The following is a 16,620-nucleotide window of genomic DNA, read 5'->3' as shown; positions in this document are numbered from 1 at the left end:
CTGCCGGCTCGCCGGCCCGTGACCGGGGTGCTGTGTTTTCCGGTGTTTTCCGGTGTTTTCCGGTGGTCTCGCTGGTTTCCGGTGGTTCAGTTCCGCTCGTTCACAGGGGCTGGACGTGCACGCCGCGGGGAGAGGCGAGGACCAGGCTCCGTTCCGGTACGGCCTGCCAGCCGGGCCGGTCGTCCAGCGGCTCGCTCGCCACGAGCACGCCGTCGAGCTCGCCGTCGCCGAGACGGAGATGGAGCGTGTCGCCCCAGACGGTCGCGGCGATCGACGTCCCGTCGCAGGCGAGCAGGTTCAGGCGGCCTTCGGGATCCTTCGTCCCGGCGTGGACGACGACTTCCGCCAGCGCGTCGCCGAGTGGGTGGCCGGCGCGCCGGCGTGCGAACACCGCGGCGGCGACCCAGGCGGCGTCGCAGGGACTCTCCGCGTCGTCGGCGAGCTCACGGACCGCCTCCCGCGCGACGCGGCCGTTGTGGCTGAGCATCCACGGCCCGTCGGCGAAGGGAGCGGTCGCGCCCTCCTCGATCGGCATGCCGACGGTCGCCGAGCGCACGGCGGCCAGCAGGCAGCTCGAGCGGGCGACCTGCGCGAGTCCGGGCAGGTTGGCGTCGGTCCAGATGGGGACCGAGCGGCGGTAGCGGACCGGTTCGGCGCGGCCGGTGTCGTACCAGCCCATGCCGAAGCCGTCGGCGTTGATGGTGCCGTAGCGCTGCAGGCGCGGAGCGTAGGACTGCCGGAGCAGGCCGTGCTCCGGCTCGTGGATCAGCGAGGCGAGGGTGCGGGGCGCGCCCAGCCAGGCCGTGTGCCGGCACATCTAGGCCTGCTCCGGGGAGGCCGGGCGGGCGCAGCGGAAACCGGAGAAGATCTGTCGGCGGATCGGGTGGTCCCAGTTCCTGAACGTCGTGCGGACCGCCGCCGGGTCGGCCGCCCAGGACCCGCCGCGCAGCACCCGGTAGTCCTTGCCGAAGAAGACCTCGCTGTACTCGCGGTAGGGGAAGCTGCGGAAGCCGGGGTAGGGCATGAACCGGGAGGCGGTCCACTCCCACACGTCCCCGATCATCTGCTCGACGCCGTAGGCGCTCGCTCCGGCGGGATAGGCGCCGAGCGGCGCGGGCCGCGCCGCCCGGTGGCCGAGGTTCGCCCGGTCGGGTCCGGGGTCGTCGTCACCCCAGGGATACTTCCGCGCCCGCCCGGCCGCCTGGTCCCAGCCGCAGGCCTTCTCCCATTCGGCCTCGGTGGGCAGACGCTTTCCGGCCCAGCGGGCGTAGGCGTCGGCCTCGTACCAGCACACGTGCTGCACGGGTTCGTCCATCGGCACGGGCTCGGCCCGGCCGAAGCGGGTACGCCACCAGGTGCCGCCGTCCCCGGTCCAGAACAGCGGGGCGAAGGCGCGCTCCTCCTGCCGCCAGCGCCAGCCCTGCGGGGTCCACCAGCGCGGATCGTCGTAGCCGCCGTCCTCGATGAAGGCGGCGTAGGCGCGGTTGCCGACGGGACGCCGGTCGATCCAGTAGCCGGGCAGCTCGACCCGGTGCGCGGGGCGCTCGTTGTCGTAGGCCCACGGCTGGGTGTCGGTGCCCATCAGGAAGGGACCCGCCGGGACGAACACCTCCTCGGAGTCCGAGGGCCGGCCGGGTGGCAGGTCGCCGTCGCGGACCAGGCCCGGCTCTTGTGACAGCTGCAGGGTGGCGAGCATCGTCTCGTCGTGCTGGTGCTCGTGCTGGATCACCAGGCCGAAGACGAAGGCGTCACGCTGGAGGGGGTCGGGACCGTGCAGGTCGATCGTGTCCAGGACGTCCAGCACCCGGCCGCGCACGCCCTCGATGTAGCGGCGCGCCTCGATCGGCCCCAGGATGGGCAGGCTCGGACGGTTCTTGCGCGGATGCTTGAACGCGTCGTACAGGTCGTCGATCTCGGGACGGAGCGGGGTGATCCCGCCGGCCTCCCGCAGCACCCACAGCTCCTCGTAGTTGCCCACGTGCGCCAGATCCCACACCAGCGGCGACATCAGCGGCGAGTGCTGCCTGACCAGCAGGTCGTCCTCGGCGTCGGTGTAGGCCAGCGACCGGTCGCGCACCGCGGCCAGCTCGGCGGCGATTCGCTCCTTGAAGTCGTTCATGCCCGTCCTTCCTCGGTCAACCAGGCCGACAGGCGTCGCGCCGGCCCTTTCACCAGGTCAAGCAGGTCCGCGGCCGGAGGGCGGCCGGGTGTCACGTGACGGTCGGCGAACGCGGCCACCTCGCGGACCAGGTCCGCGGGTGCGCCCAGGCGGGGCAGTGCCGCGAGGGCGGCCCGGAAGCAGGTCTCGGCGGCCTCACGCAGCCGGGGGTCGGCCAGGCCGTCGCGCGCCGCCTGCGGCCACATCCTCGCGTACGGCTCGGCGGCGGCCAGTGCCGTGTCGGCCGCGCGGTCGTCCATCACCAGGGCGTGGGTCACCGCCACGCACACCGGCCAGTTCGCCGGATGCTGGGCGTCGAGGTAGCGGATCTCCAGCCAGCCGCGCGGCCGTACCGGAGGGAAGATCGTCGTGGCGTGGTAGGCGAGGTCGGCCAGGGTCAGCGGGCGCGCGGGCGCGGCCAGCCAGTCGCGGAAGGTCGAGCCGTCGCGGACCGTGCGGCACCGCTGCCCGTCCTCGCGCACCAGCATGAGCCGGGCGTCGAGCAGGTATTCCGTCCAGGCCGCGACGGGGTCGCCGGTCGCGGGCACGGGGGCGGTCCTGGTGCGGTCGAGGTTCTCCCAGACCGCCTGGCGACCCGACATCCATCCGCACGGCCGGCTCCGGCTGAGCGGCGAGTTGGCGAAGGTCGCCATCAGAACGGGTCCCAGCAGGTGCGCGCGCTCCCACCGCGCCGACGGTTTCTCACCCAGATCCAGGTTGACCTGGATCGACGCCGTCGAGCACATCATCAGCGCCCCGTACGGCACGCCGAGGAACTCCGCCATCGCCTCGTAGCGGGGCAGACGCAGCTGCCGCCGTGCCGGCCGTACCGGATCGAGACCCACGCCGGCCAGCGCCAGGCCCGCCTCCCGCAGGGCCGCGCGTGCGGCGTCCACGTCGGCGGTGAGGCGGGCGACGGCCTCCGGCAGAGGGCCCGCCGGTCCGGAGAGCTCAAGCTGGCCGCCCGGCTCGAAGGTCACCCGGCTGCCGCCGGACAGCGGCGGCAGGGCGTCGGCGATCCGCGCGAGCGGGACCTGGCCGGCGGGAGCCGCGCGGTCGAAGACCAGGAACTCCAGCTCGACTCCCACCTGGTCCCCGGCGGAGCCCAGGAAGCAGCCTCGCGCGAAGTCCGCCACATCCGCGGCGTCCCGGACCAAGGTGTCATCGGCGGCCAGCTCGGTCATCGTCCCTCCCCTCGCCCTGTGCGTACGGATCTATAGACCCGCCAGGGGCGCAGGCGTTACAGCGGGACGGGGTGTAACGGATCGATCCCCATGCGGCACTAGGTCACATGGAACACGGGTGGGAATGATGCGAGCCGGATCACGATGCGAGGAGTCCGCCGACTGCCGTGAGGTCGTGGGGCTCGTCACCGACTATCTCGACGGGGCGCTCTCCGCCGGGCGGCGGCGGCGCGTCGAATCCCATCTGGCCGGATGCGCCGGGTGTTCCGTTCGCCTGGAACAGATCAGGGTGACGGTCGAGGTTCTCGGCTGTCTCGGGACCGGCGACATTCCGGAGCGGGTGCTCAGGAGGTTGTGCGGGACCTTCTTCGGGTCAGGAGGTCCGCCGGTCGCGGAAGGCGGACAGTAGCCGCTCGCGCCGGTCGTCGGGCAGGCGCTGGGGCCGCAGCTCGCTCAGCGCGGTGACGGTGGTGCGGAACTGGCCGAGGTAGCGTTCACAGCCCTCGCAGCCGCCGAGGTGCTCTTCGAACCGGCCGGCCGTCACCTGGTCGAGCTCTCTTTCCAGGTAGGCGGTGACGAGCTCAACCGACTCGTCGCAGCTGAACCGCTTCACGACGCTGACCGCCTTACCGTCTCGATGCCGAACCCATTCCACTACGCCGACCGCCTCGCCGTCTCGAAGTACTCCTCCAGCCGGCCGCGCACCGACGCTCGGGCACGGTGCAGCAGGACACGCTGGTTGGCCGCAGAGATCTCCAGGATCTCGCAGACCTCCTCGGACGTGCACCCCTCGACGTCGCGGAGGGTGATCACGGCCCGCTGCCGGGGCGGCAGCTCGGCCAGGGCCGCCGAGATCCGGTCGCGCACCTCGGCGGCGAGCACCTCGCCCTCCGGAGTCGGCCAGGCCGCGGGGAGGTCCTTCCAGTGGCCGGGGAAGGGATCGTCCACGCCCTGGAAGCGCGCGCGGTCGACGGTCGGCCTCTCCTGCTCGAAGAGGCTGCTCCACGGGACCGTGCGGTTCTCGCGCAGGCCTCGCTTCTTGGCCGTGTTGACCAGGATCCGGTAGACCCAGGTCTTGACCGACGAGCGGCCTTCGAAGCCGGAGATCCCCTTGATCACCGCCAGCCAGGTGTCCTGCACGATCTCCTCGGCCGAGTCGTTGGTGGACACGTGCGACCGGGCCAGCCAGAGCATCCCCCGGGACCAGGTGTCCAGCAGCGCCGCGAACATCGCTTCGTCCCCGGCGCGCAGGGCCGCGACCACGACGTCGTCCGGGGGCAACCTACCGCCCGTCAAGGACTCCACTGTTGTCTCCTCCTGATCGGGCACCTAAGGCATCCATGACATCGTGGCGTGTCCTCTCCGCTGGAGCGCTCCCGGAGCGTGACCGGTCCGGGAGGTAGAAGATTCCCGCCCCGAACCGGGCCGACACCTCTTCGTGCCCGGCCCGGACGTCCGTATGCCGTCGTCTCCTGCCTGCACTGTTCCGCGAGCGCGGCCTTTCGTTACGCGGTCCGGCCGGGGTCCGCGCCGTGCCCGGCGGCCTGCAGGGCCTCGTGGGAGGATCCGGTGGTCGTCTTGGTGCGCCTGCCGAGACCGAAAGCGGTGACGGCCGCGGCCAGGGCGACGGCGACGAGCGGCACGACCAGGGCCGCGCGGAAACCGTCGAGCCCCGCCTGGGAGGAGTCGCCGGCGGCGGCGTTCACCGCGGCCACCACCGACAGGCCGAGCGCCGAGCCGAACTGGAACGAGGTGTACAGCAGGCCGCCGGCGAGCCCCTGCTCCTCCTCCGCGACGCCGTCGGTGGCGGCGATGGTGAGCGGTCCGTAGACCAGGGCGAAGGCGAGGCCAAGAATGATCATGGTCGGGAACATGGCCGCGTAGGTCCAGTCGAGGCCGACCGGCAGGAACAGCGCGTAGGCCACGGTGGCGAGGACCAGGCCGCCGAAGATCACCCGGACGTTGCCGAAACGGTTCACCAGTCGCGGCGTGACGGTCGGCGCGAGCACGGCGTCGACGCCGACGGCCAGGAGGGCGAGGCTCGTCTCCAGCGACGACCAGCCGCGCAGCTCCTGCAGGTAGAAGACGACCACGAACTGGAAGCCGAAGAAGGAGCCGGCGAACAGCATCGCGCCGAGGTTGGCGCGCACGAGCGAGCCCTTGCGCAGGATGCCCAGGCGTACCAGCGGGGCGGCCGACCGCCGCTCGAGCGCCACGAAGGCGGCCAGCAGCGCGAGGCCGCCGGCGAGCGCGGCGGCCGTCCAGCCCCATCCCGCGCCGGGCTCCTCCAGCCTGACCACGGTGAGGACGAGCAGGAGCATCGCTCCCGTCACGCTGATCGCTCCGGCCACGTCGAAGCCGTTGGAGGGGCGCTCCGGGCGGCCCTCCTTGGGAAGGAGGAAGAGAGCGGCCAGGAGGATCAGGGACGCCAGGACCACCGGGGCGAAGAACACCCACCGCCAGTCGACCGCGGTCAGCAGGCCGCCGACGACGAGTCCGAGCGAGAATCCGGCCGCCGCGGTCCCCGCGTAGAACAGCAGCGCCTTGTTGCGCGGGCGGCCCTCGGCGAAGCCCGTCGTGATGATGGACAGGCCGGCGGGTGCCATGAAGGCGGCGGCCGCACCCGTCACGAACCGGGCGGTGATCAGGACCCACCCTTCGGTCGCGAACCCGCCCAGACCGGAGAAGGCGGTGAAGACGGCGAGCCAGAACAGGAACATCCGCCGCCGGCCCAGCAGGTCGGCGGCCCGCCCGCCGAGCAGCATGAAACCGCCGTAACCGAGTACGTAGGCGCTCATCACCCAGCTCACCGACCCGGTGGACACGCCCAGGTCGGCGCGGATCGTCGGCAGCGCCACGTTCAGCATCGCCACGTCGATCCCCTCCAGGAAGATCGCGCCGCACAGCACGAGCAGCACGCCCCAGGCGCGTGGGCTCATGCGGTCGGCGCCGTCGCCGAGGGTCGGGGGTTGCGGTGTGGACACGGGATGGCTCCTTCGTGATGCGGGGAGAGGAACCGGCGGGCCGTTTCAGTTCTCTTACGGCCTGTCGGTTCTCTCTTGTAAGTGAGTGCATCATGCGACATCCGTGAACGGTGGCGGAAGACGGCACTTCGGAGTGACCGACTCACTTCCCGGGTACCGAGCCCGGCCGCGAGGCCCGCCGCCGGGGACGCGCGGTCCGTCAGTTCGTCGAATCCATAGCGCTCACACAGGTGTTCGCGGTGTTCGCCCCGCGAAGCGGGCATCTTCGCGGCCGGTCGCGCGAGGCGACGCGACCGCCTGGCGGGGCGGCATCAGACCGCGACGAAACTCGGATCGCCGCCCTGTGTGTAACGAAACGAATCGTACCGCCGAAGCCGTAACGAAACCTGGGTGGCGTCGAGCCGTAACGGAACCCGGGTGAGGAGCGTGCGCCATGACGAAACCCGGGCGGTGGCCGCCTCCGGACCGGGAGCGCGTCAGTGCGCGGTCCAGCCGCCCCCTGATCGAGAACGCGTCAGCGCGCGGTCCAGCCGCCGTCGACGGGCAGGACGGCGCCGGTGATGTAGGAGGCGGCGGGCCGGCCGGCAGGAGAGCGGCGGCGGTGGGCTCGCCGAGGTCGGCCCAACGGCCCGCGGCACCCACCAGGCCGAGGGCGCCGGCGAGGGTGATGATGCGGCCGTATCCGGCGGAACGGACGCCCCGGCTGGGCTCAGTCCACCGGTATCGGCCTGGGCTCCTCGGCCGCGCGGAGGTCGTAGGCGCCACGGGCGGCCAGGATCTCCGCCATGTGCTCCTCGGACCAGTGCTTGATCCCCTCCATCAGCGCGACGACGCTCTGTCCCAGCTCGGTGAGCTCGTATTCCACCCGGGGCGGGATCGTCGGGTAGACGCGCCGCAGAACCATCCCGTCGCGTTCCATGGCCCGCAACGTGTGGGTGAGACTCTTCTGGGTGATCCCGTCGAGGCGGCGGCGCAGCGCGCCGAACCGGACCGGGCCGTCCCGCAGGGCGTCCACCAGCAGGCAGGTCCACTTGTTGGCGATGGCCTCCAGAACGGTCCGTGAAGCGCAGTCCCTCAGATAGGCGTCGACGACGCCGTACTCCTGCAGATGGGGCATGGTATCCATGAGGTACCTATATATCCTAAAGGTGCCTTCTTTCATAGGGGTACCGACCTCGGCATGATTGATCTCGACAGGGGCTCCCCGAACCAGCAGGGACTCCCGCGAGAAGGAGATCGCAATGCGTGCCGTTACCCAGTCCGCTTTCGGGGACCCGTCCGTGCTCAAGATCGTCGAGATCGACCGGCCGGAACCGGATTACGGACAGGTCCTGATCAAGGTTGGAGCCGCCGGTGTCAACCCGGTCGACCTGGCCGTCAGGTCCGGCGTCTACCCGCTCCTCGGCGAGCCGCCGTTCACCCTCGGCTGGGACGTCGCGGGCGTGGTCGAGGCGGTGGGGCTCGGTGTTTCGGCGTTCTCCCCCGGAGACGAGGTGCTGGGTCTGCTGGCCTACCCTGGCGCGGGCAACGCCTACGCCGACTACGTGACGGCCTCGCCCAACGAGATCATCCGCAGGCCCGCCGGGCTGACCGTGCAGGAGGCGGGCGCGCTGCCGCTGGCCGGCCTGACCGCCTGGCAGGCGCTGGTCGGCATCGCGCGTGTCGCCGAGGGGCAGCGGGTGCTCATCCACGCCGCCGCCGGTGGTGTCGGCCACCTGGCCGTCCAGATCGCCAAGGCGCGTGGGGCGCACGTGGTCGTCACCGCCAGCGCCGCCAAGCACGACTTCCTCCGCGACCTCGGCGCGGACACCCTGATCGACTACACCACCACCGACTTCACCACGGCGACCGAGCCGGTGGACGTGGTGTTCGACCTGGTGGGCGGCGAGTACGGCGAGCGTTCCGCGGCCGTCCTGAAGCCCGGCGGCGTGCTCGTCGGCGCGGTCGGCGGCAACCTCGGCATCACCCCGCAGCGCGCGGCCGAGCACGGGGTGCGGCTGGCGGTGGCCAACGTGCGCCCCTCGGCGGCCGACCTGACCCAGCTCGCCGCCCTGGTGGAGTCCGGGCGTCTGCGGGTGCACGTGGACCAGGTGCTGCCGCTGGCCGAGGTGGTCAAGGCGCACGAGCTCACCGCGGCCCGCCGTACCACGGGAAAGATCGTCCTGGTCCCGTGACGCCGGGGGGCGTGTGGCTCCAGCTCACCGACGCCGGTCGCGCCGCCTACCGCGCCCATGTCGCCGCCCTCCGGGCGATCGTCGGGGAATCGCCCGGATAGTCGCCGCTCCCGCCGCGCCCGGTCCCGGCCGCTCCCGGAGATCTATAGTAACCCCATTGTGGGTATCTATGGGTTATAAATGGGATGACGGCTGTGCCGATCGGCGGCTCCGACCACCGGCGGCGTCATGGCCGCCGTGTCCTTCCGCGACGGGACGGGTTCCGCCGCGCCACCGAAGGGATCATGTGGTGAAGCGTGTGCTGCTGCTGGCGACCGGTGACACCATCGCCCACTCCCGCAGTCCGGCGGGTGTCGCGTCCGGAGCCGACCTCCTGGAGGCCGTCCCCTCCGGCTCACTCGAGGTGGAGGTGGTGGCGGAGGACGTGATGGCGGAGCCCAGCTGGGACACCTCGCCCTCGACCATGCTGGCGCTGTGCCGCCGGGCTCGTTCGGCCATCCTGGAGCGGGGATTCGACGGCGTCGTGATCACTCATGGCGTCGACACCTTGGAGGAGACCGCGTTCCTCGCCGATCTGCTGGCGGGCCGGGCGGCGGAACGCGGCGGGATCGTCCTGACCGGTGCCGTGCGACTCCTGGACGATCTGTCCGCCGATGGTCCGCGTAATCTGGCCTCGTCCATCGTGGCCGCCGCCGATCCCGCGCTGCGTGGCGCCGGGGCCGTCGTGTGCGTCAACGACGAGGTGCACGCCGCCCGCTGGGTCACCCTGGCCGACGCCGCGAGTGTGGCGGCCTTCTCCTCGGCGCCCTTCTCCGCGTTGGGTCGCGTGGCGGACGGGCGGGTCGAGAGGCTGGCCGCGCCCCCGTCCCGGCCGCCCGTGGCGGAGGGGGAGCCGGAAACGGACGTCGCTCTGATCAAGACCTATCCGGGGATGGACTCTGTGCAGCTCAGTGCGGTCGTGGACGCCGGCGCGCGGGGTGTCGTGCTTGAGGGAACCGGGATGGGCAACGTGCCGGTCGGCCTCCTGACGACGATCGGTGAGCTGACGGAGTGGGATGTCCCGGTGGTCGTCGCCTCCCGTTCCCGCACGCGCGGGGTCCCGCTCGACGAGCTCCCCCTCGGCGTGGGACTCGCCGCGAAGGTGGGGGCGATCGGGGCCCGCGGCCTCGCACCGTCGAAGGCGCGCTGCGCGCTGATGGTCGCGCTCGGCTCGGGCGGGGGAGTGCGGGCCGTACGGGACTGGTTCGGTGGGCTGTGAGAGGTGCGGGTCGTACGGGGACCGGCCCGATGGGCTGTGAGAGGCGCGGACCGTACGGGACTGGTTCGGCGGGGTTCAGGAGGCGCGGGCCGTACGGGGACCGGCCCGGCTGCCCCTGACGCGCCGGGTGCCGTGGCCGCCGTCGCCGTGGTCACGGCACCCGCGACGCCCGCTTCGCCGTGCTCAGCCGAGCGGGTCGGCGCAGTCGACCGGCCAGTAGGCGGTCAGAACGCCGAGCTCGTTCAGCACGATCCGGTGCACCACCGGGTCGAAGTCGACGCCGAGGTGGGCGTTGGTGTCGCTGGGGCACTTGTCCTGGAGAAGGATGTTCTTGACACCGGAGCCGTTGAGGAAGGACGAGGTGTAGGGGGTGACCACCTCGTCATACTTCGTGGCGATCACCGTGTGCTCGACGCCGGGCAGGGCCTCGTCGCCCGCGTTGAGGTCGCGCAGGAAGTCCGAGCCGACGATCTGCTGCCCGCAGGCGGGGCACGCCTCGACGACCGGACCCAGCAGGCCGAGCGACCTGCCCAGTGTGACCAGCCCCGAGGCCGTGGTCCCGTGGTTGGAGGGCACGATGCCGATGAGCTTCCTGACCTTGGCCGCGCCGCCGAGGAGCTTCACGTAGTAGCGCGGCATCATGCCGCCCTGGGAGTGGCCGACGATGTCCGCCTTCGCCGCTCCGGTGGCCTGCAGCACCCGGTCGACGAAGGCCGACAGCAGCCCGGCCGACCGCACGATGTCGGCGGTCCCCTGCACGGGCGCGTCGGGGGCGCCGCCGTGATTCAGCGCGAAGACGCAGTAGCCGTTCTTCTTGAGAACCGGCGAGAGTTTGCTCCAGTTGAACGCCATGTTCTCGAACGTGCCGTGGACCAGGATCACGGGATGCGGATGGAAGAACGACGGTTCGCAGCCCCAGTCGTTCGCTCCGTCCGGGGACGTCTCGGCATTCGCGGTGCCGGTCAGCACGGTCGTGACCAGGGCGGTTCCGATGACGATCGAAGCCAGACGCCGAAGCCGCGATGATCGCATGGTTTCTCCTCACAGCCGGGTGGCTGTGAAGTTAGACCCGTGCGAAAAGAAACTCTTATCGCTGGAAATCAATTGTCGGCGGCTTTTTGTCAGGCGCGGACAGCGCGAAGAAAAAGGGGAGGCAGGGGCATCCGGACACCCCGGCGGCCGGTCGCGGCCTCCGTCGTCCGGCGGGTCACCCGACGCGGGAACGACGCGGTGAGACACGCCTGTTGACCATACTCTGTAGAACGAAGTATGGTCTCCGCCATGCCAAGAGGATCATCAGAGGTGAGCGAGCCGATGTACTACGTCCTCGCCACGCTTCTGGACGGCCCGCTCCACGGTCACGCGATCATCAAAGGGGTCGCCGAAACCTCCCGGGGTCGCGTCAAACCGTCCGTCGGCACGCTGTACGGCCTCCTCGACCGGCTGGCCGCCAACGGTGTGATCGTCGTGGACCGGGAGGAGACCGTGAACGGGCGCAAACGGCGCTACTTCCGGATCACCGACTCCGGCGAGGCACTGGTGCGGGCGGAGGCCGAGCGCATGCACGAGGCCGCCTCGGTGATCAGAGGGCGTGCCCTCGGAGCGTCCTTCGCATGACGGCCGCTCCTGCCGGGACGTCGCTCGAACGGCGTTACAGACGGCTGCTGCTGGCCTATCCCCGCGGCTACCGGTCCGACTACGGGGACGAGCTCGTCGGCCTCCTGCTCGACACCGCCGAACCCGGCACCTCCCTGCCGTCGCAGAAGGAAGCGGCCGGGCTGATCGCCGGCGGCCTGCGCGCCCGCGTGACGTACATGACCGAAAGCCCTCCCTGGGCCGACGGGCTGCACCTGGGCGCCACGGTGCTGACCGTCGTCAACCTGGCGACGCTGGTGCCGTACGCGCGCTCCCTCCCGCTGTGGGTGGCGCTGTCCGCGCTCGCCGTGCTCGCCGTGCTGCGCGGGTGGGTACGGCTCGCGCTCCCGCTCGTGCTGCTCACCGGCGCCAAGGCGGGCGCCCTCGCCACCGCCACGCCCGTGCTGGGCCACACCCTCCTGCCGGTCTTCCCCGACTCCCTCATCACCGGAGCCCTCTACTCCACCGGCGGGCTCTACGGCGCGGTCGCCGGCCACGCGCTCGCCGTGGCGAGCCTGTCGGCGCTGGCCGTGCGCCGGCGGCCGGTCCGCGCGCGGTCATGGTGGTGGCTGTCGCTGGTCCCGGCGATCGCGGTCGCCGACCCGACCTGGCTGGGTCGTCTGGAGGGAGCCTCCCCGCCGCCGGTCAGGGCCGCCGCGGAGATCATCCTGCTCGGTCTGGCCATCTGGGCCGGGCGGCTGTCGCGGGACCCGCGCTGGGCGCTGGCCTCGGCGACGTACCTGGCCGCGGTGTCGGTCTCGTTCGCCGAGAACATCGACAACCTCTCCCGGCAGGGCGTGGCCTACTGGGGCCTGCTGGCCTTCCTGACCCTCGCGGCCGTGGCCGTGCCGTACGGCTACCGCCGGCACGCCCTGCGCTGATCCTCATCTGACCCTCTCTGTCCCCAGGCGGCGTCGCCCCGCGACGCACGCCCTTCTCACCATGCCTTCCAACTGACTGGAGCGAAGAACCATGTCCGCCAGACCCATGCCCATGAGAACCGCCGTCACCGCCGCCCTGTCGCTGGCCGTGCTCGCCGGATGCGGCTCGCAGGCCGCCCCCGAATCCGCCCCCGAATCCGCCGCCGGGTCCGCCGTCTCGAAGTCCGCCGCCCCCGAGCAGGGCGCGGGGACGCCGGAGGATCGGCGGATCCAGCAGGTCAAGGCCGACTGCATGAAGCAGAAGGGCTTCACCTACATCCCGTTCGTCCCGCAGCCGCAGAAGCGGACCGAGACCGAGCGGAAGTCGGATGAGGGCGACTACGCGGCGATGAGGAAGTTGCGAGCGAAGTACGGCTTCCAGGTCTTCGCCGCCCACGTCTACCCCGACGACCCGGCGTCGGGCGCCCTGGTCGTGGAGGCGCTCGTCCCCGATCCCAACAGCCGCGTCCTGGGAGCGCTCAACAGCACGCAGTTCGGCGCCTACAAGAAGGCCGAAGAGGGCTGTTTCGGCAAGGCCCTCAAGGAGGTGCTGCACAAGGAGGTGCCCGTCGGGGGGAAGTTCGGTGGGGCGATGGGCTACTTCCAGCAGCGCCAGGCGAAGGCCAAGCAGCTCAAGGAACGCGAACTCGACGGCGATCCCAGGCTCGTCGAGCCGGCGGCGTCCTTCGGCGACTGCCTGAAGGCCAAAGGGTATCCGGTGACCTCGCTCAAGCCGACCACGCTGGCGGAACGCGGCTGGCAGGCGTTCTGGGCGGAGGAGAAGAAGTTCCCCCGGGGAAAGGACGGCAACCCGCCCGATCTCACCCCCGCCCAGGCCCGGCCGTACCTCGTCAGGGAGGTCAAGGCCGCGCTCGACGACCTGGAGTGCGGTAAGGACTTCTACGCCGTCTACATGCCCAAGAAGCGGGAGATCGATCTGCGGGTGAATCGCGAGTTCGGCGAGGCGGTGGGCTGAGGCCCGGCGCGGACCCGGGCAGGCGACGGGAGGCCTCGTGCGCCGGGACCCCGCGCCACCGGCGGACGCCTATCTGAGCGGGTCGTGTCCCCAGTTCATCAGGGAGTATCTCCACGGGGCGTCCTGGACGTCGCCCGAGGGACGCTGTGCGAGATGGCGCCGGACGTAACCGGTCACCTGCCGCATGTGGGCATAGTCGTCGTCGGACAGGTCGCCCTTGTCCTTGCGGAGGATCACCGTGATCCGGCGGCCGGACTCGTGGCCGATCGACTCGCCGCCGCCGGACTTGTCCCCGACACCCTTGGACTCGGGCGTGTCCAGCCAGCTCTCCAGTTCGCCGGCCGTCATGTTGACCGCCTGGTGGAAGTCCACGGCGATCTGCTCCCTGTCTTCGGTCATGTCAGTTCTTCCTCCGTGGCGCCGGTGGTCTGCGCGCGGCGCTCTCGCCGCCGCCATCGCCGACGGCCGGCTCGTCCCCGCTCCGGTTGTGACTCACCCCCGTACCTACCCAGCTCGCCGAAACAGACATCAGGCGCCATGTCTCCGAGCTACCGGTACGGCTTCGCGGCGCGGGGGCGACCCCTGCCGCGAGGCCGTACCGGCTAGCGCTTGTGGTCGTCGAAATTGCGGGTGTCGCGGGGCTCGACGTAAGGCTCCTCGTCGGCCGGCCGGCCCGCCTCGATGGCGCGCTCGCGGGCGAGTTCGGCGTCGAACTCGACCCCGAGCAGCACGGCGATGTTGGTGATCCACAACCAGATCAGGAAGACGATGACGCCGGCGAGGGCGGCGTAGGTCTTGCTGTAGGAGCCGAAGTTGGCGACGTAGAACCCGAACGCGGCGGACGCGACGATCCACAGCACGACGGCGAGCATGCTGCCGGGGGTGATCCAGCGGAATCCGGGGTGCTCGACGTTGGGCGCGGCCCAGTACAGCAGGGCCAGGACCAGCGCCACGATGATCACCAGGATCGGCCACTTGACGATGCCCCAGATGGTGAGTCCGGTCTCGCCGATCCCGAGGACCTTTCCGGCCTGTTCGGCGAGCCCGCCGGTGAAGACGACGGAGACCGAGCCGATCGCCATCAGGATCACCAGGACGGCGGTGATGGCCAGGCGCAGCGGCAGCGTCTTCCAGATGGGCCGGCCCTCGGGCATCTCGTACATGACGTTGGCGGCTCGCATGAACGCCCCCACGTAGCCCGAGGCGGACCACAGCGCGATGGCGATACCCATGATCGCGGCGATTCCGGCCGCCCGCTGGCTGCTCTGCAGGGCCTGTAGCACGCTGTTGAGGGTCTGCCGAGCCGGGCCGGGGGCCACGGCGCCCAGGTTGTCGATGAGCGACTGGGTGGCCGACTGGCCGAAGAGCCCGAGGACGGAGATCACGGCCAGCAGCGCAGGGAAGATCGACAGCACCGCGTAGTAGGTGAGCGCGGCGGCCCAGTCGGTGAGATCGTCCTCCTGGAACTCCTTGGCGGTGCGTTTGAGCACGTCCCACCACGACCTCTTCGGCAGTTCGGTCGGGCTCTCGGGCGCCGCTTCGTTCTCCGCGCCGCCACCGGGACTGACTACTGAACGTTCACTGTCGTGATGTGACATGGCGCACCATCTCTGGATGAAGCCGCCGCCGTCCCCGCCTGTGACGGGGACGGCGGCGCTGCCGGTAACGGCTAGGAGCCGAAGGATGAACGGTCGGAGGAGGTCACCTGCCGCGACTGGTCGCGCGCTGGGCGGTGTCCTTGGCGTCCTGGCCGGCTCTGGTGCCGCGCCTGCTCGTTGACGCGGTCGCGCAGCTGCCCCACCACGTGCTGCGCCTGCTGCCTGGCCTCCCTGGCCACCACCTGCGTCCGGCCTTTGGCGGTTTCGGCTACTTCCCCCGCGGCCGCCCCGGCTCGTTCGGTCGTCGTCCGGGCCTGCCCGCTTGAGTCTGGGCGCTCCCCCGCCCCGATCGGAAATTCACTCACCGATGCCTCCAAAGGTTATGCATCTTCGCTTGGGGTCGGCGCTACCCTCGACAATCCGATACATACGCAAACAAGCAGAAAGAGGGAGAAACTTCTTTCGTTCCGGAGGTCAGGGCCCTTGAATTCGCCGCCGCTCCGGCGGGAAAGCGGCGCGGACGGTGTCAAGGGCAGTGTCACGGACGGTGCCGCGAATGGCGTCCGGCCCCGGTCGCCGGGCCCGGACGCCCGACGCGGGCGGGAATCGAGAGTCGGACGAGGTGCCGGACAGACCGCCGACCGGCCCCGGCTGTCCGGGCGAACTGCCTTACCCCGCCTCCACGCCCCCAACCCGGGGATTCCTCCGGCGCCTCCGTCGTCCGGCCTTTTCCCAGGTGAGCGGTGCAGTTTTGAGAGGAAAAGTTCGGTATACGGCGAAACGTCCGACCCCTAAGGTGTCGCATATGAACCAAATCATCACCACTGAGGCTCGTGTGGACCGCCGGGCAATCGTGGCGGCGGGTATCACCGTGCTGTTGTGGGCCTCGGCCTTCGTCGCCATCCGCAGCGCCGCGCAGTACTTCACTCCCGGCGCCCTCGCCCTGGGGCGGCTGCTGGCGGGTTCGGTGGTGCTCGGTGCCATCTGGCTGGCGCGAGGCGGAGGGCTGCCGCCGCGTGCCGCCTGGCCTGGCATCGTGGGCTCGGGAATCCTGTGGTTCGGCCTCTACATGGTCGTCCTGAACTGGGGCGAGCAGGAAGTGGACGCGGGAACCGCGGCGATGGTCGTCAACATCGGTCCGATGGTGATCGCGCTCCTTGGCGGCTGGCTGCTCAAGGAGGGGTTCCCGTCCCGCCTGCTGGCGGGGATGGCGGTGTCGTTCGCCGGCGCCGTGGTGGTGGGCATCTCGATGTCCGACGGCGGGCGCGCGTCGATCCTCGGTGTCCTGCTCTGCCTGCTCGCGGCCGTGGCGTACGCCGGTGGCGTGGTCTGCCAGAAGCCCGCGCTGAAGCACGCCTCGGCGTTGCAGGTCACCACCTTCGGCTGTTTCGTCGGGACGGTGGGCTGCCTGCCGTTCGCGGGCCAGCTGGTGTCGCAGGTCGCCGCGGCCCCGCTGCCGGCGACGCTGAACGTCGTCTACCTCGGCATCTTCCCGACCGCTCTGGCGTTCACCACTTGGGCCTACGCGCTGGCCCGCACCACCGCCGGCAAGATGGGCGCCACGACCTACGTCGTTCCCGCGCTGGTGGTGCTGATGGCCTGGATCGTCCTCGGCGAGGTCCCCGCCTGGCTGACCCTCGCCGGCGGCCTGCTCTGCCTGGCCGGTGTGGCCGTCTCCCGTGGAGGGGGGAAGACGCCGGCCCGGTAACGTGGCGGTCCACTAGGTGATCAAC

Annotated in this window: 18 protein-coding genes; 7 read left to right on the top strand and 11 right to left on the bottom strand. The window is 71.0% G+C overall.

Translation table 11 applies throughout. The features are described from left to right. Positions 1-100: 100 nt before the first annotated feature. The 3 genes from egtC to egtA are packed head-to-tail and all read right to left on the bottom strand — an operon-like array spanning position 101 to position 3,342. Complete coding sequence (egtC, locus tag ACQPYK_RS47465; RefSeq protein WP_433247681.1) at positions 101-817, bottom strand: ergothioneine biosynthesis protein EgtC; 717 nt, start codon at positions 815-817, stop codon at positions 101-103. Continuing rightward, complete coding sequence (egtB, locus tag ACQPYK_RS47460; RefSeq protein ID WP_433247678.1) at positions 818-2,119, bottom strand: ergothioneine biosynthesis protein EgtB; 1,302 nt, start codon at positions 2,117-2,119, stop codon at positions 818-820. Next, entirely contained in the window at positions 2,116-3,342 is a 1,227-nt protein-coding gene (gene egtA, locus ACQPYK_RS47455) for an ergothioneine biosynthesis glutamate--cysteine ligase EgtA (RefSeq protein WP_433247675.1), read from the bottom strand. Before egtA ends, egtB begins: the two co-directional genes overlap by 4 nt. A 124-nt stretch (positions 3,343-3,466) precedes the next feature. On the opposite strand from egtA, the gene ACQPYK_RS47450 reads away from it, so the two are divergent. After that, positions 3,467-3,751, top strand: a complete 285-nt coding sequence (locus ACQPYK_RS47450; RefSeq protein WP_433259123.1) for an anti-sigma factor family protein — start codon at positions 3,467-3,469, stop codon at positions 3,749-3,751. Here the strand turns inward: ACQPYK_RS47450 and ACQPYK_RS47445 are convergent. The 4 genes from ACQPYK_RS47445 to ACQPYK_RS47430 all read right to left on the bottom strand — a co-directional run bounded on the left by ACQPYK_RS47445 (position 3,716) and on the right by ACQPYK_RS47430 (position 7,452). Next, positions 3,716-3,955 carry an anti-sigma factor family protein gene (locus ACQPYK_RS47445; RefSeq protein WP_433247673.1) on the bottom strand — a complete coding sequence of 80 codons (240 nt, stop codon included), beginning with the start codon at positions 3,953-3,955 and terminating at the stop codon, positions 3,716-3,718. The genes ACQPYK_RS47450 and ACQPYK_RS47445 overlap by 36 nt on opposite strands. A gap of 41 nt (positions 3,956-3,996) precedes the next feature. After that, positions 3,997-4,647 (bottom strand): RNA polymerase sigma factor, encoded by a 651-nt coding sequence (locus tag ACQPYK_RS47440; RefSeq protein ID WP_433247670.1) that lies wholly within the window; start codon positions 4,645-4,647, stop codon positions 3,997-3,999. A gap of 200 nt (positions 4,648-4,847) precedes the next feature. Continuing rightward, positions 4,848-6,326: an MFS transporter gene (locus tag ACQPYK_RS47435; protein WP_433247667.1), complete on the bottom strand. Its 1,479-nt coding sequence runs from the start codon at positions 6,324-6,326 to the stop codon at positions 4,848-4,850. 709 nt (positions 6,327-7,035) lie between these two features. Continuing rightward, on the bottom strand, positions 7,036-7,452 hold the full coding sequence (locus ACQPYK_RS47430) for a winged helix-turn-helix transcriptional regulator (protein WP_433247664.1): 417 nt from the start codon (positions 7,450-7,452) through the stop codon (positions 7,036-7,038). A gap of 115 nt (positions 7,453-7,567) precedes the next feature. Between ACQPYK_RS47430 and ACQPYK_RS47425 the strand changes: the two genes are divergently transcribed. Then, positions 7,568-8,500, top strand: coding sequence for an NADP-dependent oxidoreductase (locus tag ACQPYK_RS47425; RefSeq protein ID WP_433247661.1), 933 nt, complete (start codon positions 7,568-7,570; stop codon positions 8,498-8,500). A 289-nt stretch (positions 8,501-8,789) separates the two neighbouring features. Further along, on the top strand, positions 8,790-9,758 hold the full coding sequence (locus ACQPYK_RS47420; RefSeq protein ID WP_433247658.1) for an asparaginase: 969 nt from the start codon (positions 8,790-8,792) through the stop codon (positions 9,756-9,758). Between the two features lie 183 nt (positions 9,759-9,941). On the opposite strand, the gene ACQPYK_RS47415 is transcribed toward ACQPYK_RS47420, so the two are convergent. Next, complete coding sequence (locus ACQPYK_RS47415; RefSeq protein ID WP_433247655.1) at positions 9,942-10,790, bottom strand: esterase/lipase family protein; 849 nt, start codon at positions 10,788-10,790, stop codon at positions 9,942-9,944. Positions 10,791-11,060: 270 nt separating this feature from the next. Here ACQPYK_RS47415 and ACQPYK_RS47410 point away from each other — a divergent pair, with 270 nt between their 5' ends. From ACQPYK_RS47410 to ACQPYK_RS47400, 3 genes are all read left to right on the top strand, one after another. Continuing rightward, entirely contained in the window at positions 11,061-11,375 is a 315-nt protein-coding gene (locus ACQPYK_RS47410) for a PadR family transcriptional regulator (RefSeq protein ID WP_433247652.1), read from the top strand. Next, positions 11,372-12,274 carry a hypothetical protein gene (locus ACQPYK_RS47405; protein ID WP_433247649.1) on the top strand — a complete coding sequence of 301 codons (903 nt, stop codon included), beginning with the start codon at positions 11,372-11,374 and terminating at the stop codon, positions 12,272-12,274. The genes ACQPYK_RS47410 and ACQPYK_RS47405 overlap by 4 nt, the downstream gene beginning before the upstream one ends. A 112-nt stretch (positions 12,275-12,386) precedes the next feature. Continuing rightward, the gene (locus ACQPYK_RS47400) at positions 12,387-13,289 is read left to right on the top strand and encodes a hypothetical protein (RefSeq protein ID WP_433247646.1); all 903 of its coding nucleotides are present in this window, start codon (positions 12,387-12,389) and stop codon (positions 13,287-13,289) included. A gap of 69 nt (positions 13,290-13,358) precedes the next feature. On the opposite strand, the gene ACQPYK_RS47395 is transcribed toward ACQPYK_RS47400, so the two are convergent. The 3 genes from ACQPYK_RS47395 to ACQPYK_RS47385 all read right to left on the bottom strand — a co-directional run bounded on the left by ACQPYK_RS47395 (position 13,359) and on the right by ACQPYK_RS47385 (position 15,252). After that, a complete protein-coding gene (locus tag ACQPYK_RS47395) occupies positions 13,359-13,688 on the bottom strand; it encodes a DUF3140 domain-containing protein (RefSeq protein ID WP_433247643.1) in 330 nt (109 codons plus the stop codon). A 203-nt stretch (positions 13,689-13,891) separates the two neighbouring features. Beyond that, positions 13,892-14,779 (bottom strand): YihY/virulence factor BrkB family protein, encoded by an 888-nt coding sequence (locus ACQPYK_RS47390; RefSeq protein WP_433247640.1) that lies wholly within the window; start codon positions 14,777-14,779, stop codon positions 13,892-13,894. Between the two features lie 179 nt (positions 14,780-14,958). Further along, positions 14,959-15,252 (bottom strand): hypothetical protein, encoded by a 294-nt coding sequence (locus ACQPYK_RS47385; protein ID WP_433247637.1) that lies wholly within the window; start codon positions 15,250-15,252, stop codon positions 14,959-14,961. 440 nt (positions 15,253-15,692) lie between these two features. Here ACQPYK_RS47385 and ACQPYK_RS47380 point away from each other — a divergent pair, with 440 nt between their 5' ends. Next, complete coding sequence (locus tag ACQPYK_RS47380) at positions 15,693-16,595, top strand: DMT family transporter (RefSeq protein WP_433247634.1); 903 nt, start codon at positions 15,693-15,695, stop codon at positions 16,593-16,595. Positions 16,596-16,620 lie beyond the last annotated feature (25 nt).

The sequence above is a fragment of the Streptosporangium sp. CA-135522 genome (genome assembly GCF_050949235.1).
In the GTDB taxonomy this organism is placed as follows: Bacteria; Actinomycetota; Actinomycetes; order Streptosporangiales; family Streptosporangiaceae; genus Streptosporangium.
This window is presented reverse-complemented; position numbering and strand designations above follow the sequence as displayed.